The sequence below is a fragment of the Lactobacillus sp. B4007 genome (genome assembly GCF_026535895.1).
In the GTDB taxonomy this organism is placed as follows: Bacteria; Bacillota; Bacilli; order Lactobacillales; family Lactobacillaceae; genus Lactobacillus; species Lactobacillus panisapium.
Window position 1 is genome coordinate 474,627 of the sequence record NZ_JAFNPA010000001.1, and the last position, 24,407, is coordinate 499,033.

The window sequence follows — 24,407 nt, forward strand, 5'->3', positions numbered from 1 at the left end:
ACTTTATAACACTTTCTTTATTCTATAAAAAATAAGAGACGGAAATATTTTTCCGATCTCTTAAGCAATTAAATCTAGTTATTTGAGTTTTTAGCTTCTGGCCATACATTATCGTAATCAACGCCGATAATTTCTTTTGTGGTACGTCTTACTTCATCAGTAGCATCAGCTTTAGAGCCGCCGGCACGAAGTCTGGCAATTTCATTAATTATTATTGTATGATTCTTCTTGTTTAATTTATAACCTAATGAAATGAGTAGTGCTAAGAAAATCAATATACCAGAGCCAAATAAAATAACATTTAAAATTGCATTTTGGGTTGCAATTGGTTGAGTCGGTGCATTTTTTACAAAGCCATTGTTATCAAGATACATACCAACGAAAATGCCAGATAGTCCAGAAGTTAAACCACGGACAAAACTGACAACTGCTTGGAAAGTACCAGCTTTATTTTCGCCAGTGAGAAGTTCGCCCAAGTCTGGCATAAATGGGTACATGTTCCATGGCAGGAACCAGTCAATAGCCCTCGAAATTATAAAGAGCATCATGATAATAAATAATAATACAAATGTGTTCTTGGGTTGCAATTTGCCTAGAGCATAAAGAATAATAAATGTAGCCAAATCAATTGTTAAAGTTACACCATAAATTTTTCTAGGTCCAAATTTAACAACTGCCCAGCCACCAATTAAAGTACCAATAAAGCCGAAACCAGCGAATGACATGATATACCCAGCAGTAGAAGCAGTGCCATGTAGACAAAAAATAACATAATATGTCCATACCATACTCATAACATCAAAGCCGGTAAATGACAGTAGATAAATTAAAATTTGTTGTGTATATGATTTTACCCGGAATACGCGAAGATAATCCAATAACTGTCTTCCCAATATTTTCCAGAAAGAACCGTGAACTTTTTGGTTCTTTTTTTGGTTATTTTCTTTCGCTTCTTTGTCAGCAACATTTTCAACTTGGTCAACAGGCATTTCCCAAGTATTAAAGGCTGTCAGCCAAAGACCAAGTAAATATACTATACCAAAGAACACGGCATTAAGCGTTAGCGCCATAGCACTGTGTTGTCCGAACACCTTAAAAAGTTGTGCTGGAATAAAATTGGCAAAAAAGTTAGAAAACGCAGCAAATACTAACCTAGTAGTAGAAAGTAGCGTACGTTCATTAAAATCAGTAGTCATTTCGTTAGGTAATGTTGAATACGGCACCGTAATCATCTGCTGAATTAGCAAAAATGCTAAATAAACAAAGAAGTAGTACCAGTAGTTTAAACCACCAAACCACAGACAAATGTAGGAAAGAATTAATGGGGAACCAAAAATTAAAAAGAAATGACGCCTACCAAATATTTTTCCTAGTTTAGTATGGTAAAAGTTGTCGGTAATACCACCAGCAACCAAACCAAAAACTGCAGTTACCCAACTGCCGATAGCAATAATTGAAGTACCTTGTGTAGCCGACAAATTACAAAATGATGTAAAGAAGTAGAGCATCCACGCTGATTGCACAGCTTGCGCCCCACCACTACTGAAATCAGTTAAACCATAACATATAGCAGTCCAGAGAGTGACTTTTCGCTTAGTATAAATCCTTTTTGAAAGTTTATTCATTTTAAATTATTACCCCCCTAAGTATAAATTAAATCTAATCCTTTTATCCTCTAGAAAGCGGTTCCAATGAAAATTGTATACATATTTCATCAAAAAAACCAGTTTTTTTTAAAAGTTGTTTTAGTTAAATTACTATGCTAAATTAAAAACATGGAAGCGGTCACAAAAAATAAAAAGTTAGGAGAAATATTTAAATGGATTCTAAGAAATTTACTGCTTCACAAAATGAATCTTTAACTAATTTTTTGCTTTCACCAATTACCTACGAACGACAGACTACAGTTCCACCACGAAAATTTCGTAGTGGACTTCGTCCTAGTCCATATGAGTATGAGATGAACGGCATTGATAATGAGTATCCGGGAAGAGCTTATTTTTTAACTCATAAAGTAATTGATCATCAAGATTTAGATAAGAATATTAAATATACCAAAGTGTATTCTGGATTTGAAGATGATTTTATTACTTTATCTACTGAGGTTCCGGTGCCTACAATCTTAAGATGTTGGGCTAAAACTTATATTGATTTGGATGAAGATGCTAAAATTCCATTCCAAATTTCAACACCTGGTGGCATGAAGATATGGGTTAATGATGAGTTGGAAGTAACTTATAAAAATTATACGCGGAATACAACTAAGGCTAAAAATTGCGAATTGTTTTTAGCAAAAGGTACTAATGAAATAGTTGTTTATTTTGATGACTTAGCAGAAAGAGACGCCGATTTTATCTTTTCTATGGTCAATTTAAGCACTAAAAAGCTCTATGGCCACATTCCAGTTAAAGATGTTTCTGCTCTTGACAATGCGCAACATTTATTGGCTTCCATTCATTTCCTGAAAGATTATTATGCTCAAGGTGACATAAAGTTTTTTGCAGATTCAACAATAGATACTGTTTTAAGAATTAGATTTAATCCACCTACCGATGATCCATATAGTGATATGCAGAACGGAAATATTACCGAATTTAAACAGGATGAGCGCAAAATAACAATTAACACAGGTGCTCATGAATATGTAATGGGCAATACATATGATTTCCAATTTGCTTCTTTAACCAATGTTGAATTTGGGGTAAAATTGCCAGACGATTCATGGGTTACAAGAATTATTACGCTAACAATTTATAATACTAAAAATTATGAAAATGTAATTACTGGAAAAACATTGGCAGAGCGCAAAAAACAGGCTTTAGAATATTATGCTCAGCAAAATCTTGATGATATTAATGTTGCTATGGCAAAGATGTATCTGAATAAGCCTCTTACTTATAAAAAAGGACACAAGCTGCCTTTTGAATTAGAAAGTGCTCTTAATTTAGTTAATAACCATGGGGATTGTTCAGACTTTATTTTGGCACCTTTGTTAAGCTTTATGATTAAATATCCGGACAAGATGCCCCTAGAAATCAAGCAGACGCTTAAAGAAACTTCACTAAAATTTAGATATTGGATAGATGAGCCGGGTAATGATGTTATGTGGTATTTCAGTGAGAATCACGCATTTTTATTTCATATTGCACGTTACTTTGCTGGTCATCTTTATCCTAATGAACTATTTGCTGTAAGTGGTCATAAAGGCAGAGAACAATATGAACTGGGTAAAAAGCAAATTGAAGACTGGTTTGATGAGTTTTTTAAGTATGGTCTAGCTGAATGGAATTCATTAACTTACATGCCAATTGATTTAATTGGTCTATTTAGTTTATACAATGCAGCACCAGATGAAAGTATTAGGAATCTAGCGAAAAAAGGACTAGATTTTTGTTTTCAAATTATTGCTATTAATTCATTTGGTAAAAATTATGCTTCAACTTATGGGCGCGTTTATGAACATAATTTGAAAAATATCTCTTTAAGTGAAATTGCAAGTTTATCTAAAGTGGCGTTTAATATTGGCTGTTTTAATGATGCCTTAAGGGATGTTGCCATATTTTCACTCTCTGATTATGTACCGCAAAGTAAGCTCAAAAAATACTTTATACCGACTGAACCATATAAATTTGAATATCTTCAAGGGATTAATCAGGCTCATTCATATATCTATAAAGCCCCTAAATACGCAATGGCCAGTGTAATTAACTACCAAGTTGGTCAGCATGGAGTCCAGCAACATAATATGAATATTACTTTGAAAGATATGATTACTAATGTATGGATTACTAATCCAGGTGAGCGTAAGTATAGCGGTGATCATAAGCCGAGTTACTGGGCAGGTAATAATAGAGAACCTCAAATTAATCAGTATAAAAATTATATGTTTATGACATATAATTTAACTAAAGATGACTTACCCTTTATTCATATGTATTATCCATTCTGGGAGTTTGATGAAGAATTAAGTGGTAAAAATTGGTTAGCCTTTCGTAAAGGTAATGCTGCTTGCTTTATTCATTTTTCAAATTCAATTGTAAAAACTAAGTTTGGTCCCGAAACGAACCGTGAATTTATCAGTAACGGTACTAATCACTTTATTTTTATTACCTGTTTTACAGTAAATGGTAAGTTACCCTCTCGTACTAATTTACTCCAACGCTTTAAAATAGATGATGTAAAAAGAGAAGTAGTAGCTGACGGACGAAACTTCAAAGTAAGACCTGAAAAATTAACTATTAATAATAAAGAAGTATCGGCTAATACTGCCAACTATTTAAAAATTGATGATTTAACAAATTAAAATTTTAGTAAATAACGGGCGATAAATATGGAAAATGTTGTAATTGGTATTGATTTTGGAGGAACAACAATTAAATTTGGCTTGGTTACTGAAACTGGATACATAAAAAGGCAATGGTCTCTTGCCACTCCCACAAAAACTGCACCAGAAACCGTTATGGCAGAAATTATTCGGGAAATAAAACGGCAAGTAAGTAATACAGAGCTGCTTTTAGGAGTTGGTCTAGGTATGCCGGGATCAGTAAGACCCGAGACTTTGGCTGTTTATGACTGTAATAATTTATGTTGGAATAATGATACAGATATCATAGCGCTGCTTAAAAAAAGCTTGGATATTCCAATTGTGATAGAAAATGATGCAAATGCTGCTACTATCGGTGAGAAATGGCAAGATAGTAGCAGTAAAGACAATTTAATGTACGTTACGTTAGGAACTGGTGTAGGAGCCGGAATTGTATTAAATAGTGAGTTGGTTCACGGTTTTGCTGGTGCTGCCGGTGAACTAGGACATGTTATTGTTGACCCAAAGGGATTCAAATGTACATGTGGCAATCGCGGTTGTCTTGAAACGGTATCATCAGCCACTGGAATAGTACATCTTTATCAAAAAGAGAGTGGACAAGATGAAGTCTCAATCACAGCAAAAGAAATTTTTGATAAGGCAAAGCAAAATTCTCCATTAGCTTTGTGCGTTGTGGATCAAGCTTGTGATTATTTAGGATTGGCTTTAGCAAATGTCTCTAATGTTCTTAATCTAGAAGAAATTATTATCGGTGGCGGTGTAGCAAATGCTGGCGAATTTTTAAGAGCAAAAGTTGAACGTGCTATGAATAAATATCTTTATTTTAGCGATCAGAACCAAATTAATATTAAATTAGCAAGTTTAGGCAATAATGCCGGAATTTTAGGCATGGCAAAATTGGTTTTGCAAAAAGTAAATAAATAGTGTGCACATTTGGGGTATAGCAACTACACTTGTAGTAGATAATGCGATATGCTGATCATTTGATTTAAAGACGAGGTAGAGCTTGTGCTTTGTCTGGTCTTTTTTAAAAAGGTAAATTAAAAATGAAATCAAGTCTATGGTTTAAAATTAATGGCAAAAATTCACGCGCAGTTTTAATTGATAATGGTAAATTGCAAGTATATTTTGATGAGCAAGGCAAAGTAAGGCATTTACGCTATCAGGGCTTGGAATTACTTACCAACCTTGCTGGCGAACCGAATGATCCCGATAAAAGTCATAGTTTTTATTGTGACTATCATATGGCTGGAAAAACTGTTAACTTACAGCCTTCTTCCCTAAAAATTATTGAAAAATCTGCATTAAGACTACATATTGCATATATTGATGATACAAAAGAATTAGGTATTGAATATCATATTATTGTAAATAATAACGATCCCGCAATTTATTCTTATGTTAAAGCTTGGAATAACGTGCACCACAGCTTTAAAATTAATGAATTACGCACGGTTTACCGATTAAATCGCTCTTTATTTCCTATTAGCTATAATGGCGAGCGCACTGGATTACAACCTTCTTCCGCGCACATGATGCAAGGGAAAAAATTACAAGATGAAACCTACCTCATGCCGGATGGTTCACTTTATGACAGTAGTATGATTTATTCAAAATATGATTATGCTGGCTATTTGGGAAAGACAGATTTGTGGGGACAATTTAGTGCTAAATTAGGATTTTGGCTAATTTTACCAGATAAAAGTGCGTATGGTTGTGGTCCTCTTAATCAGGATCTAATGGTGCACTATGATGCGATTATCCTAAATTACATGGTTAGTGAGCACTTCGGCAAAGGCCTGTTTGAAGTTAAGCCTAATTTTAATAAAATTTTTGGTCCATGGTGCATTTATTTAAATAATGGTGATTTAGCCGATGCCAAAAAAAAAGCGGATCATGAAAAAGCTTCTTGGCCTTATAAATGGGTTAAAGACCCTGATTATGTCCAAACTCTTTTTCAAGTAAAAGGTAAAATTTATTCAGAATATCATAATAAAAACTGTACAGTCATTCTAACTGATACTGATGCTGATCAAGTTCCGCTTAACCAGCAAAAAGCTGGTTTTATGTACTATACGGATACGAATACTGAAGGCGAATTTAACATCAATAACATCAGACCAGACAAATATTTTTTATATGTTTATGAAAATTATGCGGATGATTTGACAACGCATTTTTTAAAACATGTAACAGTTACCAATCACAATTTAAATCTTGGTTTACTAAAAATTAAACGGTCAACAAGAACTATTTGGCAAATTGGACTGTGTACCCATACTACAGCTGGAATGAAATTAAACGATCAACTAAGAAATTATAGTTGGATTAATTTGGTTCCTACAAACTTGGATTACTACATTGGTAAAGATACAGAATGGTATTATTTGCAAAATGATTGTGGACAGTGGTCAATCCACTTTAGTAAAAAATCATTACAATTCGATGGCCAAGACTATGTGCTGCAACTATCCTTTGCCGGCACATCTCAAAAAAATATGACAAATGATAATGGCTGCACGATAAAAATCATTTTAAATGGTAATACATTAGCGACTAAAACTTTCCCAAATGATCGTGCCGCTTACCGCTCAGCCATGAAAAGTGGTGGCTATCACCTATGGCAGATAAAATTACCTGCCGCAAAAATTTTAAGCAATAATATTATTAGTATTTCAACTGATGGGTACTTAATGTGCGATACTATAAGTTTAGTTAAATCAATAATTGATTAGTGCTTTTCTGTATGAGGAGGCCAATTATGAGCAAAGAAAAGAAAAACACCCAGTATCTTTCTACAGGTGGAGAAGGAGTTAAAATTCCTTTATGGCGAAAAATCGGCTTTTCGGCTTTTCAATTGTCCAATGTAATGATCACACTGGTAACTACATGGTTGATGTATTATTACACAACTTTTCTCAAAATTCCGATTGTGGTCGTTACTTTAATGTTCACATCTGCTAAGATTATTGGTGCTGTTTTAACCCCAATTTATGGCTACATCTCAGACCGGTTGTATCAAACAAAATTTGGTCGCAAACATGGGCGTAGAAAATCAATGTTTCTAATAGGAATTCCGCTAAAATCCCTGACCTATATTTTTATGTGGATTCCAGGAATGCCACAACCATCATATTTTATTTTCTTTTTGCTATATTTTCTTATTACGCCGATGCTATCAACTTCTCAGTTAACTTTGACATCAGAAATGTCAGAAGATTCTGATCAAAGGGCACAATTAGTAGGTTTCAATCAGGCTGGAGCAGCTACTTCCGGAATATTTGCTTCTTTATTTATTGCTTGGATATTCAAACTTTGTGGTCAAAATAATGTTAATAGTTTTGTAATCGCCGCCATAGTCTATGATATTATGGGTACGTTGATGTTGATTCTTTTTTATAATTCGGTTTATGAAAGACCTGTTGATGAGTCGACAGTTCTTGAGCAAAATAAAATTAGTTTGTGGAAACGTTTAGTTAATATTTTTTGGAATTTTATTAGTGCTATCAGAATAAAATCTTATTGGACATATTTATTAATGTGGCAGTGTGAAGAATTGTTTCGTACTATTCGGGGAGATATTAATACGTACTTCATTATCTTTGTCTTACTATTAAGTCCCACAGAAGTTGCTGTTTCTACGAGTGTAGGCTACTTTTTTGGTATTATCTTTTTAGTGTTCTTCATGTGGTTACAGACTAAAACAAATGGTATGTTTTCATACCGTGTGGGTGCTTGGGGAGCGATCGTTGTCTTTATTGGCATTTTCATACTAGCCGTTTTAAAACCAGATCATTTAAATATTTGGTGGATTATTGCAATGGTAGCGCTAAATTTTGGTATTACTGGAGTCGTTAATTCTTCACAATATATATTTACTTTTTTACCAGATGTCGATGAAATTGTCACTACCAAAAGGCGAGAAGGAGAATATGCTGGTGTAAACACTACCATTGATACTATTCTTGATTCGCTTTTTACCCTAATCATCGGTATTATTTTACAAACGACCGGATTTAAGGCTGGTACAAAAGTACAATCTCCAACCACGATCAATGCTCTATTAATTTTATATTGTATAGTACCGATCGTTCTATTGCTTTTAGGTATAGCCTTTTCTTACATTTGTAAATTGAATGTAGAAAATCATAAGATTATTCTGCGGGAAATAAAGCGGCTTAGAAATGGTGGTTCAAAAAAGGACGTCACTCCTACTACTAAGGCGGTTGTCGAAAATTTAACTGGACTACCGTATGAAAGAGTTTGGGGAAATAACAAAGTTATGGATATTACGCGAAGTATAAAAAGTAGTGTATAAAATGAAAGACATTGTACTTGATTTTCAAAAGAATAATTTTACCAATACTCCCAAATATTATTTTTGTGAGTACCCTAAATCTGCTGTAGGATGGCAAGAAAAGGTTTATTATCCAAGATCTGCCCAAATTACTAGTAATTACTCTGTAAAGACTGATTTAGACGGCTTAAAAATGATCAATAAATCATGGGATGAAACTGGCGTAGCAATAAATGATGATACTAAAACTTGTCCACATTATACCTACGCTGAAACATTACATTTAGTACTTGAAGTTGCTAATGCCAACTATCAACTTTCCTTAACAGTTGCTAATCCTGAAAAAGTTGATCAAAAAGTTGATATTATTATTAATAGAATTAACGAAAAAACAATATTAATTCCAGCTACAGGGCAGTTAAAACTAAAATTGGAAATTGCCTTATCGCAGACATCATTTGATTTATCTTTAATTACTCATAATCGACCTGATAATGCTAAAACAGCACGTGTTGCAGCAATTTATTTGAAATATTTGAAGCTAGAACGGCAGGCGTTAAAGCCACCTAGCACAAAAATAGGCATCTATATTGCCTCTGATTCTACAGCACAAACGTATTCTTTAACAGAATATCCGCAATCAGGTTGGGGAGAAGAATTATATCATCAATTAAAAGGAAAAACGGTAAAAATAAGGCGATCATCTTTTTATCCGCAAGCAACAATCTATGAATGGGAGAATATATTTATTGATAATCGCTCAATAGGAGCAAGATCATCTAAGTCTTTTATCTTAGAAGCAAGACTTGAAGCAATTTTAAAAGATATTTCTCCGGGAAATTATTTACTCATCCAATTCGGTGATAATGATGCAACAATGTATCGTCCTAATCGTTATGTTGAACCCAAAAAATTCACAAAATATTTAGAACAATTTATAGATAGCGCATTGGTAAGAAAAGCTATTCCGATTTTAGTTTCTCCGCCAGCACAGTTTAAATATAATAGCAGAATAAAACGGTTTAGTGTATGTTTTAATGATTACCGCAAAGTTATGCTGCAGCTTAGTCACCAAAAAAATATCCTGTTAATTGATTTAGGCAAAGAATCAACGGAGTTACTAAATACTTTAGGTTGGGATGCAGCACACATGCTTTATTTACAAACGAGTAAAGCAGATTATCCTAATCTTAGTGAAAACAAGCATGATATAACCCATTTTTGCTCGTTCGGTGCTTTTACTTTAGCTAAAATTATTGCACAACATTTAAGCAATGTTATTGGTGAAAAATATATTGAGTTAAAAAACTTTAATCAAGATTTTAGACCAGTTATTGATCAGCGAATTGGTATGATTCATTTAACTTGGCCAAAAATTAAAGGCGCAGAATTTTATGTAATAAAAGAATATGGCCAAGTAAAGCATTATCTTGCTGTTACTTATAAAACAAATATTTATGTTAAATATAACAAACAAAAGCAATTGATAATAACTCCATATTGTAGCAATAAACCAATGGCAAAAGAGTTAATAATTGAAATCTAGAAAGGTTTAAAAAGTTATCGATTAATTATGGATATGAATACTAAGCAAAAATTAGAGTCAAATTACAAAGTTTTTTCCAAGAAAACAATTACCATTACTCTAATTGTAATCCTAATATTATTTGTTATTGGCACTATTTGGGATCAACCACTTTCTAAATTAGTAGGAAATCAAAATGTATGGTGGGCAGCTATAATGCAAGATATAGGCGCATTTCCAAATGTAATTCTATGTTTTTTAGGAGCAGAAGTCATTTTTCAAAAAGGGACTAGACTGCAAAATCGTTTATTTAAATATATAACAATGATTTTTAGTTTTTTATTTGGTTTAACTAAGACTTGGGACTTTTTTATTGAAGCTAGAAGCCAAATGGGACAAGCTTTTGCAAATATTAATAAAAATCTACCTGTTGGTGCTGTTAGCAACTACACATTCATAATTACAAACAAAGATCTAAATATTATTTTAATATATATAATTTCTTTTTATATAATTCACGAAATTATACAATTAAGTTGGTTACAAAAAGTTAGTGACCGTGATCTTGCAAGATTGGTAATCGTCGGTTTAGCTGGAATTGTAATTGACACGGCAACTGGAGAAATTCTTAATCAAATTAAAAATATTGTTAGCAGACCACGTCCTTTTATGAATTTAACTAAAAAAAAGTTATTTAAATCATGGTATATAATCAATGGTATGTTAGGTTCTGATAATTTTGCATCATTTCCATCAGGTCACACAAGATGTTTTAGTATGGCACTTTTTTTTCCTATGTTTGTTAATAACAATAATGAAAAACTGAAAAAATTTTTGAAATATATTGGTTTTATCTATTTAATCATTGGTGGTTTTTCAAGAATGATTATGGAAAAACATTATCTTTCTGATGTAGCTATGGCTGCTTTTATTGGTTTTTTGGGAATCATTGCTTTAGTAAAACTACTTCATCTAGAAGAAGACAAGTTTGATTTTTAAACTAATGCAAGAAAAGTAAGCTATAACTTAGTTCAATGATTAATAATAATTGGTCATAAGCTAAGTTATACCTAAAAATTAGTACCTTGATTCCCTTTTGTTGCTTATTTTAATTGAGCTGAGTAAGCTGTAAAAATACTACAATCAGGAAACTTTAGTTTGAAGTCATTGGTTGCGGCTTTATAATCGCTAATTTAATAAATTGCAAAATACTTTTTTGGTTTAGTCTGAAAAATCGCTTTTTCCTCAAATCGAAATTCATGCATAAACCAAACAAGGTGCGGATCAGATCGATTTTTCAAACTATAAATTCAAACTAAATATTAACGTACGTAATCCCAATAAGAGCAAGAAAACTAGTACATTCTGTTTAACCACTGACAAGCGATATGTCATAACAAACACTAATACTAACCAGACTATTATCATTACCAACAATATTAATAGTGAACTAATAAGATTACTTATATCAAAAGCAGTTAAGTGGACTATGACAAATAAAAGTAAATACGAATATTCTTTAGGAGCTAAGCCCCTTATTAAAGCCTGCAACTTGGGTTTACGCACAATTATAAAAGATTCGATTGAATTTCTTTCCATTCGGGGTAAGATAATCGTGACATAATCAAAGACAAAATTATTAGCGCTTATTAACGCTAATTTCATTGGACTTCTAATCCAGCCAAAACTTGCCTGCACCAATTGAGGTAACTTTAAATATACCGTATTCCAATTTTGCCTAGCCAGCAAAATGATTAACGCAGAAATAACGGCATAAATAGTGAAAGAATATTTTTTATTCATTAAGCAAAATTCCATTTTGTAGTGTTAAGTCCTGATCATAGTTAATCTCGTCAATTTGATCATGACTAGCAATTATTACTGTTTTATTTTCCTGTTTCAGTCGATTTAGGAGGGTCAAAAATTGCCCAATACTTTCTTGGTCAATACCGCGTGTGGGCTCATCAAGTAATATTATGTTTTGCTCCTCCATTACTGCTTGAATAATACCTACCTTTTGACGCATACCTACCGAATATTTAGCGATAGCTTGGGAATCATCAGGATCAAGCTCAAATTGTTGTAATAAGCTTCTTACCCGCTTTTCATTAAAACGATGATTGAGGTTAGCTAGAAAATGCAAGTTTGTCATGGCAGATTCATATTCCAAAAAACTAGGATTTTCAATTAGTGCCCCTATGACATCACCATGATCTAGCTCTACTTTTCCACTATCCGCTTCTAACAGACCAGTAACAATTTTAAAAATCGTCGATTTACCTGAACCATTAATTCCCGAGATATGAATTAGTTGGCCCGGATTAGCAATCATAGATACGTTTTTTAAAACCGATTTACGACCAAATGATTTTTTAATTCCTGTAATTTTTAACATTTTGATCCTTCCTTAAAAGCCGCCATATATATGGTGTATAGCACGATAAAGCTCATCATACATGGGACTATAATTTATTAAAAGTTTCTTCTCAATATAGTAGTGATTTACCAAATCTAGGATAATCACTAAAATCAAGAATAAATATGGATGGCGTGAATTATAAGCTCCCACCAATAGCCAAAACAAAAATAATAGGACTGCTATATGGAGCACTATCAGTGCTGTGCCCAATAACGGATTGCCATACTTAAATAAAGGATAATCTGAAAAGAAATACGGTACAAACAAGGCTACTAAAAATAGCACGCAATAAATGGTAGCCAAACTTAACAAGCGAGTAATCATAAGATTAGTCTTTTGCCGCACACCAACAAGTAAATTAATTCGGCGAAAAGTGAGCACTTGACTATAGAACAGCGCCAAAATAGCTGGTTGCAAATATAAAGAAATTAAGTGTGCGTTAAGAAAAGCATTAGGCAATTCCATAGTATTGGGATCATTTCTTAGTAACAGTTCAAAACTTCCTGCTAGTCCGAGTAGAATCATTATGAGCCCAATTAATATGATACGACGGTGTATTCGTTTATATTGCAAAGTCAACCCTGCTTTCTTTTTCTTCTATACCATATTTTGATTAAGCTCGCAGCAATTACTAAATAGATAATGGCCGCAATGAAAAAAGCTACCAGAGAATTTATTGGTGGTAGTTGCCCAGCAAAAGTATATTGTCCCGGCGCAGTTAAGGTATAAAAAAACCAGGAAAATGCGAAGGTGCGCCAGATTAGGCTATTCATATTTCCTAAAACGGCTAATAGTACCAAAGCTAGTCCCAAAGCTGGTCCAAGAATCAGATAAAGCGCATTCTTACGAACAAAAAGTCCCACACTAAAAACTAACACTGCAAAGACTCCCCAACCAATAGCCGCTAAAATAATGTATAAAATTAAATCAAATAATTCATTAGGCGAAAAATACCCTGGTCTATATCCCTGAGCTAATTTTCTAGGGATAGTTTTAAAGACGAAAGGATAGTAAAACCAATTAATTAATCCTATTTGATATAGATTAGTTATTAGAGAAACGCTCATAGCGCCGAAAAAAGTGGTAACAACACCTTTTTTCAAAAAGGATTTATAACCAATTCTTTGTTGAACAGCACTAAACATATTATTATTTTTTAAGTAAATGAAAAGACCCGAGCCTAAAGTTGGGGCTAATGCCATCATAATAACAGCTGCAATAATATTTTCATCAACTCCTTTGGGTTGTAATGCAAAGAAGAGATTTATAGAAACATCAGATACTCTGTTACCTGATGGAAGAATTCCTTGGTAGTCTCTAATACCAGCAAAAGCTCCCCAAGTAATCAGTGATAAATAAAATATCATAGTCACAACAGAAAAAATTTTTGTTCGTTTTAACATTGTTATACCTTTTAATATACATTGCTTTAATTTAGTATTTATTAAAGCAATACATTCCAATAAAATTAAAAAAAGGGGGAAATAACCCCCTTTCTAGATTCAATTATCTCTAAGATAATATTACGCAATTACTTTGTATCAGCACTAAAGTGAAGTTTAGGTGCAGCTTCACCATTAAATGGAGCATAATTACCATTTCTTTTTTAAAATCGGACTTAGTATCTATGCTCCAAGTGCAGCCGCCATATACTTTCACATTGTCAGTGTTAGTAGTTGCTTCTGTATCATTATCTATTCCTGTAGCAGCGGTTACTACCCCCAAAAATATTTTTAATCCATGCCACTTGATAATCTTAGTTTACAACAGGAAAAATTGATTTTTTCCTACTTTTCCCAAATTTGAGAATCAAATTCTATATTTTTATAGAGTTTTGTTAATATCATTATATTGTTTTCTAAATGATATTTGAGGTCTTTCATTTCCAGATAATCTAACACATTGTACAGGGCTTTTAATTCTGCTGTCTCATCTTCCTCAATAAATTTGATTGCAGAATCTAAAAAACTAATTTCAATTTTTTCTAGTGAGTCATAATCAGAAAAAATCAGTGATTTTACCTCAAATAAGATTTTTTTGGCATAGATAATATTTTTTCTTATTAATGCATTTGTCGCTTCAAGCAGTGCTTGTAATACTATATGGCGAAAACCGCTCTGTTCAAGATTTTCTTGTTTTGCATAGTCAAGTAAATCATAAGCAAACTTATAAGCTTCTTTCCCCTTTAAAAGCATTACGACATTTTTAAAGAAGAAAATATTTTTATAGTTCCAATAATCATTTTCAGCAATGATATTAGAAAAATACAATCTGAGTTTTACTTGTACACGCTTTGGACAAATGCTTTTATTTGTGTGTTTTTTATAGAGGTCACATGCAACTGCCGCCTCAAAGAAAGCTTTTTCATTTAACGGATCTAATTTACAAGATTTCAAAGTATCAAGTACATATTTCTTTAAAAGCGAAGTTTGACCACGAACAAAAGCACTCTGAATCTTTTTAATATTTACTCCTAAATAAGAAATCTCACTATTTTCTATAAATTCATCCGGGTATATGTTGTTTTGATCAAGTAGTTTTAGAACATTTCCCCAAGATAGATTATCGTAGCCTAATTCCCAGCGTGCTAGGCTTGATTTTGAAATTACTCCAGTAGAAGCTTTAACCAAGCTTAAGCGTTTAAGCTTTCTGATGCGTCTGAACTTCTTTCCATAAGTCTCATCTCTCATCAATGTACCTCACTGTTAGTTCATATTTAACGAATTGCTTTATAAGATATATATTAGCGTATATGCAAAATCATTGCCATCATTTATAACAATTTTGTAATTTTCTAATAATTTTATACTGAATAAAAAATAGCTAAAAGTATTAATGCACCTTTAGCTACTTTATTTTTTAATTTTTACCTCGTTGACTGCCTGCGAATCAACTTAGGCTTAAGCATTGCCTCCCCTTGGGGTGAGCCGTCTTGCTCAATTTTTTGTAACAGCATCTTAGCCAATAATTCACCCATCGCAAAAATTGGTTGCTTGACCGTTGTTAATTTTAAATTTGAAACCTGATCTAAAAAGACCCCATCATAGCCGATTACGCCAAAATCTTCGGGTACCTTGGCCCCTTCGTTCAGTAGTTGGCGTACAACACCAATTGCAATCCGATCGCTAGCACAAACAAAGCAAGTATCGTGTTGGAACTTACCTAAATTATTCTTGATTATTTTCTGGGCCGCATGACTATGATTAGGTATCCTGTATATTTGCGGAATCAATTTATTTTGCTGTAATGTGTTAACATAGCCTGTTTCACGTGAAACTTCAAACGGCTCCCTGACATCGATACCAATAAAGATAACATTGCGATATAAACGCGATAAGGCATATTTAGTAGCAATTTCGCCACCGAGCTGATTATTGTTATCAACAAAATCAAAACCGCGATGATTTTCACCAAAAAGAACGAACGGCTTAGCTAGTTCGTCAAACAAACTATAATCAGATGACCGTGCACCAGTAATTAAGTAACCGTCAAAATTACCTTCTTTGATTTGCTTGCGATCAGTGACTAGCTGGATAGCATATTGCTTTTTAGATAAACCTTGAGCAATACCGAAAAGCAGGTTCATGTAATAGGGCTCAGTTGTATCAATATCTTCAAGCGTAACGAACTTAACGACATTAGTCCGGTTATTTACTAGGGCTTGTGCAACATAATTCGGTTGGTAATTTAATTCCTGCATGGCCCTTCACGTAATTCATCTGTCACTTGTTCGGGGTGATTAATGACTCGCGAAACCGTCATCTTTGAAACGTTGGCCTTTTTAGCGACATCAAGCAAAGTTACCACTGATTTATGCCCCTATTCTAAATACATTTGCCTTAATCTTGCCAAATCGGCATCATTAAAGCCCAATTCTTTTTTAAAAAAGGTATCAAAGTCGCCCCAGCCACCACGGACAGTCTCGGTAATGCCGCGAATAGCGATCCCTTCGCCTTTGGTTACATTCATTTTGGCAACCATCTGTGAAATTTCGTCATTGCTTGGCAATTGGCGTGAAACGGCGAAGTCATATAATTTGTTAGTTAATAAATAGTCACGGGCAATTGTATCGTCATCAACACCTAGTGCCATTAAAATCAAAGCAGAAACCATTCCCGTTCTGTCCTTACCGGCACTGCAATGATAAACAAGAGCTTCGTTAGCAGGCATTGCTAGTAATTCACTAAAAATGCGGGCAAACATCTTACGACTATGCTCACTAAGCAAAGTCTGTTGGTAAATTTGACCAATAAAATTATTGCTTAAATCCGGAATATGATGAAGAAAACGATAAATTTTGTGACCATTGGGTCGGTCCTCAGGGTTTTCTGAATAAACCGGTAAATCAAGATAATGAACATTTGGCCACGCTTTGTCCGGTGAAGAATGTTTTTCGTATTGTGAACGTAAATCACAATCAATTGTGACATGCAATTCCGTCAGTTTTTCTTGATCAGCTTCCGTTAGGGTACTAAGTGAATCGGAGCGATAAATTTTATTCCACTTTATCTTTTGACCATTTTGATTTTGGTAGCCACCAACATCCCTAAAATTTAACGGACCATCTAATTTAACAATTCGATCATGTGCCAATTTTCTCACCTCACACTACTGTATTCGCACTTTTATTCGCCGTGAGCAAATACTTGGGTTGCCTTGACCGCACGCTTCCAGCCTTGATACAAATGCTCACGTTCTTTTTGTCCCATTTTGCTCTCAAAAGTCTTGCCTACAACAAAAATATCTTTCAGTTCGTCAACATCTTTCCAATAGCCTACTGCCAGGCCTGCTAAAAATGCAGCTCCCATTGAAGTCGTTTCAAGCGTCTTTGATCGTTCAATTTTAGTACCCAATATATCAGCTTGGAATTGCAATAAGTAATCATTATTTGATGCCCCACCATCCACACGTAACGTTGGGATCTGTATTCCAGAATCAATTTGCATCGTGTCAACTACATCACGAGTCTGGTAAGCAAGTGACTGCAAAGTTGCCTTGATTAAATCATTGTTACTTGTTCCACGTGTAACGCCAAAAACTGCACCCCTAGCTTCGGAATCCCAGTAAGGCGCGCCTAGTCCCGTGAAGGCAGGTACAACGTAAACCTCATTTTCTGATTTGGACGCACGTGCCGCCTTTTCGGATTCTGCCGCCGTTTTGATCATCTTCATTGAGTCACGCAACCACTGGATTGCACTGCCAGAAACAAAGATTGAGCCTTCTAAAGCATAGTTAATTTTGCCATCAATCCCATAAGCAATCGTTGTTAACAGGTTGTTATCAGACTCTGTGGGTTCTTCTCCTGTATTCATAACAATAAATGAACCCGTGCCGTAGGTATTTTTAACCATCCCTTTTTTCAGGGCCAATTGACCAACAAGGGCGGCCTGCTGGTCACCAGCAATCCCACAGATGGGTACCTTGCCGCCGAAAAAGGTGTAAGACTTAGTGTAGCCGTAGATTTCTGAATTCGATCTTACTTCAGGCAACATCTTTTTCGGAATATTAAGTAACTCAAGGATGTCATCATCCCATTTTAGGTCATGGATATTATAAAGCATGGTTCTTGAGGCATTCGTGTAATCGGTAACGTGAACTTCGCCATCAGTTAATTTCCACAAAAGCCAAGTATCAATGGTGCCAAAGAGCAAATCACCCTTTTCGGCTTTTTCTTGCGCACCTTCAACATGATCTAAAATCCAGCGAATTTTAGTTGCACTAAAATAAGGGTCAATAATTAAGCCCGTTTTCTTATGGATCATTGAACTATAACCGTCAGCTTTAAGTTTTTCAGCTAATTCAGTAGTTTGTCGCGATTGCCAAACAATTGCATTGTAAATCGGTTTACCAGTTTTTTTATCCCAGATTACCGTGGTTTCACGTTGATTAGTAATGCCAATGCCCTTGATTTGCTCCGGACGAATACCTGAATTAATAATTGCATTAGCAATTGTGGTTTGAACAGCATGCCAAATTTCCTCAGCCTTGTGTTCAACCCAGCCAGGCTGGGGAAAATATTGGGGAAACTCTTTTTGCGAGGACGAAACTTTATGCCCCTCGTGATCAAAAATCATTGCGCGTGTTGATGTGGTACCTTCATCAATTGCCATAATGTAATTTTTTAACATAATGTATCCTTCCTTAAGAAAGCGGTTCACTATAATTTTACTATTTGACCCTATTTTTACAAGAAATAATTATAGCATTACCCTTATTTTAAGTTATACTGTGAACATAAAGTTTCGATTAAAATGAGGATCCATAATAATGAAAAAAGAAATTATCACTTTAACTATCGCTGGCAATGATAGCGATGGCAGCGCTGGAATGACAGCCGACCTGCATTCGTTTTATGCCAGACAGGTGTACGGTATGGGGCTCTTAACGGCTGCTGTTGCTGGCAACACTACCGGTATTTACGCACAAGAAGTAATGCCAGTGTCATTTATTCAAAAGCAATTTGACGTCCTAAATGACGACTTTAAAATTGCCGCTTTAAAGACGGGAATGCTAGCTAATAAAGAAGTCATCGCCTGTGTAGCTGCCAATTTGCGCAAATACGATATGGGCAAAATTGTGCTTGATCCCGTGATTATGACCAAGCACGGGGACACGCTCTTGGATGATGATGCTTACCAAGCTTTTTTAGACGACTTAATGCCGCTTGCTGATATTATTACGCCCAACTTTTATGAACAACAAAAGTTAACGGGCATGCAACTAGATACTAAGGAAGAAATTCACCGCGGCGCCGAAAAATTGCAGAAGATGGGTGCTAAAAACGTCTTGATGAAGGGCCGACACGATAATGCTGCTCAAAGCGAAGTAACTGATATTCTCTTGGCTGAAGATGGTCAATTCTACGAATTTACTAAGCCATTTATCAACACAGAAAGAATTAACGGAACTGGTGACACTTTATCCGCAGTTATTGCCGCCGAACTGGCTAAAGGCAGGTCAATTATTGCCAGTGTCCAAACGGCCAAAGACTTCACCTACGAAGCAATTGCCCACCCAATTGAAGTTGGCTCTAAGTATGGCCCGATTAATCACTTTGCGGCGCAGGAAGATACGAAATAATTACATAATTTCGGCAATTACATTACTAATTAGTACAAAATTGTTCTGCTTTATTTTGACAATTCACACGGTCAGAATTTTAGTGGAACAATTTTTTCTTAAACAATTAATCTTTTAACGTGTTTGCTTATTTTATGTAAGTTTTTTTAAAAACGAGAAAAATAATTATCTTTTGCCCCTACTGCGCCTTTAAGATATACTTTAACAAGATAGTAGGAGCTGATGCACAATGGCAAGCAAGACAATTAAAATTGCATACTTATATGAAGATTTAATGAATACCTATGGTGATTCTGGTGATGTCAAAATCATTCGGTTTTTACTTAAAAAACAGGGCTATTCTACTCAAATAGACAATATTTCCTTAGGTGATAAGTTCGATGCTTTTGACTATGACTTTGTCTTTTTTGGTGGTGGACAAGACTTCGAACAAACCGTTATTGCCAAAGACCTTCCACGTCATAAAGAAACTTTGACAAAGTATATTAATGACGGCAAACCAATGCTGGGCGTTTGTGGTGGCTATCAACTGGTTGGAACGTATTATAAGACCAACTCAGGCGTTACCATCAAAGGACTAGATATCTTGCCTTTCCATACCGTATTTAAAGCTGATAAACGGATGATTGGCGATACCCGCTACATGAGTGAGTGGGGTGAAGTCAGAGCCTTTGAAAATCACTCGGGACAAACTTATTTTGACGATCCCGATAAATTGCATCCTTTGGGCACAATGATTGAAGGCTACGGTAACAACCCACAAGATCACGTTGAAGGTCTGCGCTACCGCAATTTTATCGGAACCTACTCTCATGGCCCAATTTTAAAAAATCTTAATGTGGCAAATGCTATCGTTAAGATGATTTTAGAATGGCACGATGAGCGCATGAAAAAAACAGCGACTGATAAGGCGGTATAATCGTTTTTAACGCTCATTAATTTAAGAAAATTCAGGCAGGTGATATTTGTGGCAACGGCAAAAGATGTCGCGGCACTAGCTGGTGTGTCAATTGGTTCAGTTTCGAATTATCTCAATGGCAGGCATCAAAGAAAAGCAACAGCTGAAAAAATCAAAACAGCGATGACGCAATTGGATTATCATCAAAACATTATTGCCAGTGGACTGAAGAAAAACAAAACCATGTCAATTGGGATTGTTATCAATCAGTTAACTGACTTTTTTTCTATGTCAATTGTTTCCGCTATCGAAGCTTATGTTGAAAAGTTCGGCTACAGCATCATTGTGTGCGATTATCATGATGATAAAAAGCGCTTGGAACAAAAGATTGATTTTCTACTAAAACGATCAATTGACGCAATTATTGTTTTTCACCAAGATCAATCAACGCCAATGCTTGAAAAAATTGCTAACAGCAACATCCCGATTGTTGCTATCGATGCCCCCATTAATGGTCTTAAGACTGATGTTGTAGTCGTCAATAATTACGACTCTTCTAAAGCAGGCGTAAATTATTTGCTTAAGAAGGGCTACCGCCATATTGGCATTATCACCGGCTCATCTGAAAACTACATTGCCCAAAAAAGGCAGCAAGGTTATGAAGATGCCTTAAAAGAAAATGGTCTCACTGTAAAAAATAGTTATATTTGGTCGGGCGATTATACCATCAAGTCCGGATATGAAGGCTTTAACAGGCTGATTAAGCAAAATCCAGATCTCGATGCCATTTTTATCATTAATTACTACATGTCTTTAGGTGCCATTAAGGCCTACCGGGAAAAAGATCACCAGCCAAACATTGAGTTTCTTGTCTATGATCATTTCTTCGTGAATGATCTTTTCTTTCCAGAAATCAGTTCAATTGAACAGCCTGTAAAACAGATTGGAACCACTGCTGGCAAACTGGTAATTGCCAAGCTAACCAACCCTGCCGAAACAAGTTGTCAAACAGTTTACTGCCGTAACATTTTCCACCAGATGTAGAAAGCGCTTGCTTTTTTATCAACATGAGAATATAATTTAGCGTGAATTTGAAATGATTCATTTTTTAAAGAAGTACAGACTGCTTACTTTAAAAAGGCGGACTTTTTAGATTTTTTATTTTTTAGCTAAACTTGAACCGATTCAAGTTAAGGAGGAAAGATTATGAATATTTTATTAGCCTGTGGTGGCGGTATGAGCTCATCTATTTTGGCAACTGCTTTAACTAAAGAAGCCAGCAAAATTGGCACGTTCACGAAACCAGCATTGACAAGGTAGCTGATGACCTGAACGAAGGCGACTACCAATTGATTTTGCTAGCACCCCAAGTTTCTTTTAAAAAGAAGGACTTTGAAGAAGAAGCCGAGCAAAAGCATGCCAAATTTATTTTAATTCCAATGACGATGTACAACCCAGCTAAAGTAGATAAATTGTATGAACTAATTATCAAGGAGACAAAATAATGAACTTCGATACAGTTTCTGCAAAAATGGGCCAAATAGCTAACAATCGCTATTTAACCGCTATTAGAGACGGAATGTCGGTTATTATTCCGGTATCAATTATTGGCTCATTTTTCACTATTTTACTGAACTTGCCAATTGTTGCTTGGAAGAATTTTATTCAGCCATATGCCGCAATGTTATCCGTACCAATGTATTATTCCATCAACTTGATGGCAATTTACTGTGTATTCTCGATAACTTCACATTTAGCTAAATACTATAAGATTGACCCAATCTCAACTAGTGTCTTAGCTGAAATGTCTTTTTTTATTCTAGCAATTGAACCAATTGTACTAGATAAGGCTAAAGCTGGCATGGCTCCTGGCACTTACATGTCAATTAGCAATATGGGGGCTCAAGGACTGTTTACTGCCATTTTATGTGCTATTTTCACCGTTGAAATTGTGCGCTTTTTCACCGAGCACAACTTGGTAATTAAAATGCCTGACGGTGTGCCTGCAGCAGTTGGTAAATCTTTCAGTGCCCTGCTACCAGGAATCTTAATTATTGTGATTTCGTTTGTGCTAAAAGAACTCTGCAACTTAGACATCAATAAGATTTTGATCTGGATTTTCTCACCGATTGGCTACTTTGGTCGTGACACATTCTTATCAGCAATCGTGCCCGTTCTTTTAATTACCATTATCTGGTTGTTCGGGGTTCACGGAATGGTTATTGCTACACCAATTCTCTACCCTTACTGGTATGCCAACTTAAATGCCAATGTTACCGCTGTTGCTCATGGTCACGCTCCAGTTCACTTCATGACCGAACAATTTTTCCAATGGTTTGTTTGGGTTGGTGGTGCTGGTGCTACTCTTTCACTGGCAATCCTGTTATTAGTTTTAGGAAAATCTAAATTTAGTAAAACAATGGGTGCTGTCACTATCGTGCCCGCTATTTTCAATATCAATGAACCCCTGATTTTTGGTATTCCAATCATCATGAACCCGTATTTTGCCATTCCATTTGTCTTAGCGCCAACCGCAATGGCAGCTGTAACCTACGTAGCAATGAAGCTGCACTTAGTGGCTTATACAACAGCCGTTGCGCCTTGGACACTGCCCGGACCAATCGGTGCTTGGATGGCAACCGGCTTTGACTGGCGCGCAATCGTTTTATGTCTTGTTAACATTCTGATTTCTCTCATTATCTATTACCCATTCTTCAAAATGTTTGACAACAACCAAGTAAAATTAGAGAAAGAGGCTCAGAAAAATGAAGGGGATCTCAGTTTATCCGAACAAAACTAAAGTCGATGAGTGTCTTGAATACATTGATCGTGCTGCTCAACTTGGTTACCAAAGGCTTTTTACAAGCTTATTAGAGCTAAATGATGACAAAGAAACGGTCTTACAAAAGTTTAAAACCGTTTTAAGCTATGCCCATGAAAAAGGGATGTGGGTCAGCTTAGATGTTAATCCGGGCCTTTTTACAAACTTAAACATTAGTTACAATGACCTGTCTTTTTTTAAAAAACTAGGTGCCGACATCGTACGATTAGATTCAAATTTCGATGGTATGCCAGAGTCAATTATGACTTATAATTCCGAGAACTTAACGATTGAGGTCAATATTAGTAATGATACTGGCAATATTGCGAATATTCTCACTTACCGACCGCTTAAGGACAAAATTATCGGTTGTCATAATTTTTATCCGCAACGATACACGGGACTAGATACAGATTATTTTTTAAAGACTACGCGGAAATATCATGACCTAGGTTTGCGGACAGCCGCTTTTATCTCATCAAACCATGGTGCAATTGGACCGCATCCCTATAATGCTGGTTTACCAACGTTAGAAATCCACCGCGGTTTACCCCTTGAAAAACAGGCGCAGTATTTAATTAATACCCAGCTAATTGATGACATTATTATTGGGAATGCGTTTGCCAGTGATGACGAATTAGTTAAAGTGGCCAACTTGGAGGCAAAAATACCACAGTTTTTTGTCAAGTTTGCCTCTAACGCAACCGCTTTGGAAAAAGAAATTGTCTTAGCTAATTTGCACTTTAACCGGGGAGATATCAATAGCTATGCGATTCGTTCAACCTTCGTTAAGCTGAAATATAATAAACGCGACATACCGGTCAACAACCCTGTTAACACTTTGACCCGGGGAATGATTACAATTGGCAATAATGACTTTGACCAGTACAAGGGCGAACTTAACATTGTCAAGCAGGAAATGGACAACCATGACCACCGCAAAAATGTTGTTGCGCAAATTGTCCCTAGTGATTTGCAGTTTATTGCTTTCATTCAGCCATGGGACAAATTTAAGTTTATTGATGTAGATAATTATTAAAGAA

The 24,407-nt window shown here is 35.2% G+C and carries 21 protein-coding genes and 1 pseudogene; 13 read left to right on the forward strand and 9 right to left on the reverse strand.

Annotated features, from left to right (window positions below; all coding sequences use genetic code 11):
• Positions 1-74 precede the first annotated feature (74 nt).
• Positions 75-1,625: an MFS transporter gene (locus J3U54_RS02265; RefSeq protein ID WP_103752526.1), complete on the reverse strand. Its 1,551-nt coding sequence runs from the start codon at positions 1,623-1,625 to the stop codon at positions 75-77.
• 335 nt (positions 1,626-1,960) lie between these two features.
• Here J3U54_RS02265 and J3U54_RS02270 point away from each other — a divergent pair, with 335 nt between their 5' ends.
• The 6 genes from J3U54_RS02270 to J3U54_RS02295 all read left to right on the forward strand — a co-directional run bounded on the left by J3U54_RS02270 (position 1,961) and on the right by J3U54_RS02295 (position 11,145).
• Positions 1,961-4,303, forward strand: a complete 2,343-nt coding sequence (locus J3U54_RS02270) for a hypothetical protein (protein ID WP_127326211.1) — start codon at positions 1,961-1,963, stop codon at positions 4,301-4,303.
• Between the two features lie 27 nt (positions 4,304-4,330).
• On the forward strand, positions 4,331-5,248 hold the full coding sequence (locus J3U54_RS02275; RefSeq protein WP_103752528.1) for an ROK family protein: 918 nt from the start codon (positions 4,331-4,333) through the stop codon (positions 5,246-5,248).
• Positions 5,249-5,370: 122 nt separating this feature from the next.
• Positions 5,371-7,059, forward strand: coding sequence for a polysaccharide lyase family protein (locus J3U54_RS02280; RefSeq protein WP_267384938.1), 1,689 nt, complete (start codon positions 5,371-5,373; stop codon positions 7,057-7,059).
• A gap of 26 nt (positions 7,060-7,085) precedes the next feature.
• Complete coding sequence (locus tag J3U54_RS02285; RefSeq protein ID WP_103752530.1) at positions 7,086-8,642, forward strand: MFS transporter; 1,557 nt, start codon at positions 7,086-7,088, stop codon at positions 8,640-8,642.
• Complete coding sequence (locus J3U54_RS02290) at positions 8,635-10,167, forward strand: hypothetical protein (protein ID WP_220234922.1); 1,533 nt, start codon at positions 8,635-8,637, stop codon at positions 10,165-10,167. Before J3U54_RS02285 ends, J3U54_RS02290 begins: the two co-directional genes overlap by 8 nt.
• A 27-nt stretch (positions 10,168-10,194) precedes the next feature.
• Positions 10,195-11,145 carry a phosphatase PAP2 family protein gene (locus J3U54_RS02295; RefSeq protein ID WP_103752532.1) on the forward strand — a complete coding sequence of 317 codons (951 nt, stop codon included), beginning with the start codon at positions 10,195-10,197 and terminating at the stop codon, positions 11,143-11,145.
• Positions 11,146-11,448: 303 nt separating this feature from the next.
• On the opposite strand, the gene J3U54_RS02300 is transcribed toward J3U54_RS02295, so the two are convergent.
• The 8 genes and pseudogenes from J3U54_RS02300 to glpK all read right to left on the reverse strand — a co-directional run bounded on the left by J3U54_RS02300 (position 11,449) and on the right by glpK (position 18,693).
• Positions 11,449-11,949, reverse strand: a complete 501-nt coding sequence (locus tag J3U54_RS02300; RefSeq protein ID WP_103752533.1) for a hypothetical protein — start codon at positions 11,947-11,949, stop codon at positions 11,449-11,451.
• Positions 11,942-12,541 (reverse strand): ATP-binding cassette domain-containing protein, encoded by a 600-nt coding sequence (locus J3U54_RS02305; RefSeq protein WP_103752534.1) that lies wholly within the window; start codon positions 12,539-12,541, stop codon positions 11,942-11,944. Before J3U54_RS02305 ends, J3U54_RS02300 begins: the two co-directional genes overlap by 8 nt.
• A 12-nt stretch (positions 12,542-12,553) precedes the next feature.
• Complete coding sequence (locus J3U54_RS02310; protein ID WP_127326212.1) at positions 12,554-13,090, reverse strand: hypothetical protein; 537 nt, start codon at positions 13,088-13,090, stop codon at positions 12,554-12,556.
• 50 nt (positions 13,091-13,140) lie between these two features.
• Positions 13,141-13,968: a hypothetical protein gene (locus J3U54_RS02315; protein ID WP_103752536.1), complete on the reverse strand. Its 828-nt coding sequence runs from the start codon at positions 13,966-13,968 to the stop codon at positions 13,141-13,143.
• A 384-nt stretch (positions 13,969-14,352) separates the two neighbouring features.
• A complete protein-coding gene (locus J3U54_RS02320) occupies positions 14,353-15,255 on the reverse strand; it encodes a helix-turn-helix domain-containing protein (RefSeq protein ID WP_103752537.1) in 903 nt (300 codons plus the stop codon).
• Positions 15,256-15,431: 176 nt separating this feature from the next.
• A pseudogene (locus J3U54_RS02325) lies at positions 15,432-16,372 on the reverse strand (LacI family DNA-binding transcriptional regulator).
• Positions 16,373-16,384: 12 nt separating this feature from the next.
• On the reverse strand, positions 16,385-17,158 hold the full coding sequence (locus tag J3U54_RS02330) for a tyrosine-protein phosphatase (RefSeq protein WP_103752538.1): 774 nt from the start codon (positions 17,156-17,158) through the stop codon (positions 16,385-16,387).
• 32 nt (positions 17,159-17,190) lie between these two features.
• Entirely contained in the window at positions 17,191-18,693 is a 1,503-nt protein-coding gene (glpK, locus tag J3U54_RS02335; protein WP_103752539.1) for a glycerol kinase GlpK, read from the reverse strand.
• A 139-nt stretch (positions 18,694-18,832) separates the two neighbouring features.
• Between glpK and thiD the strand changes: the two genes are divergently transcribed.
• The 7 genes from thiD (at position 18,833) to J3U54_RS02370 (ending at position 24,403) form a co-directional block, all read left to right on the forward strand.
• On the forward strand, positions 18,833-19,645 hold the full coding sequence (gene thiD, locus J3U54_RS02340) for a bifunctional hydroxymethylpyrimidine kinase/phosphomethylpyrimidine kinase (RefSeq protein WP_410476861.1): 813 nt from the start codon (positions 18,833-18,835) through the stop codon (positions 19,643-19,645).
• 229 nt (positions 19,646-19,874) lie between these two features.
• The gene (locus tag J3U54_RS02345; protein WP_103752541.1) at positions 19,875-20,564 is read left to right on the forward strand and encodes a type 1 glutamine amidotransferase; all 690 of its coding nucleotides are present in this window, start codon (positions 19,875-19,877) and stop codon (positions 20,562-20,564) included.
• 48 nt (positions 20,565-20,612) lie between these two features.
• The gene (locus J3U54_RS02350) at positions 20,613-21,587 is read left to right on the forward strand and encodes a LacI family DNA-binding transcriptional regulator (RefSeq protein WP_103752542.1); all 975 of its coding nucleotides are present in this window, start codon (positions 20,613-20,615) and stop codon (positions 21,585-21,587) included.
• Positions 21,588-21,749: 162 nt separating this feature from the next.
• Entirely contained in the window at positions 21,750-21,863 is a 114-nt protein-coding gene (locus tag J3U54_RS02355; protein ID WP_228706343.1) for a hypothetical protein, read from the forward strand.
• 29 nt (positions 21,864-21,892) lie between these two features.
• On the forward strand, positions 21,893-22,048 hold the full coding sequence (locus J3U54_RS02360; RefSeq protein WP_228706344.1) for a hypothetical protein: 156 nt from the start codon (positions 21,893-21,895) through the stop codon (positions 22,046-22,048).
• On the forward strand, positions 22,048-23,343 hold the full coding sequence (locus J3U54_RS02365; protein ID WP_267384940.1) for a PTS sugar transporter subunit IIC: 1,296 nt from the start codon (positions 22,048-22,050) through the stop codon (positions 23,341-23,343). Before J3U54_RS02360 ends, J3U54_RS02365 begins: the two co-directional genes overlap by 1 nt.
• Positions 23,309-24,403: a DUF871 domain-containing protein gene (locus J3U54_RS02370; RefSeq protein ID WP_103752544.1), complete on the forward strand. Its 1,095-nt coding sequence runs from the start codon at positions 23,309-23,311 to the stop codon at positions 24,401-24,403. The genes J3U54_RS02365 and J3U54_RS02370 overlap by 35 nt, the downstream gene beginning before the upstream one ends.
• The last annotated feature ends 4 nt before the right edge of the window (positions 24,404-24,407 follow it).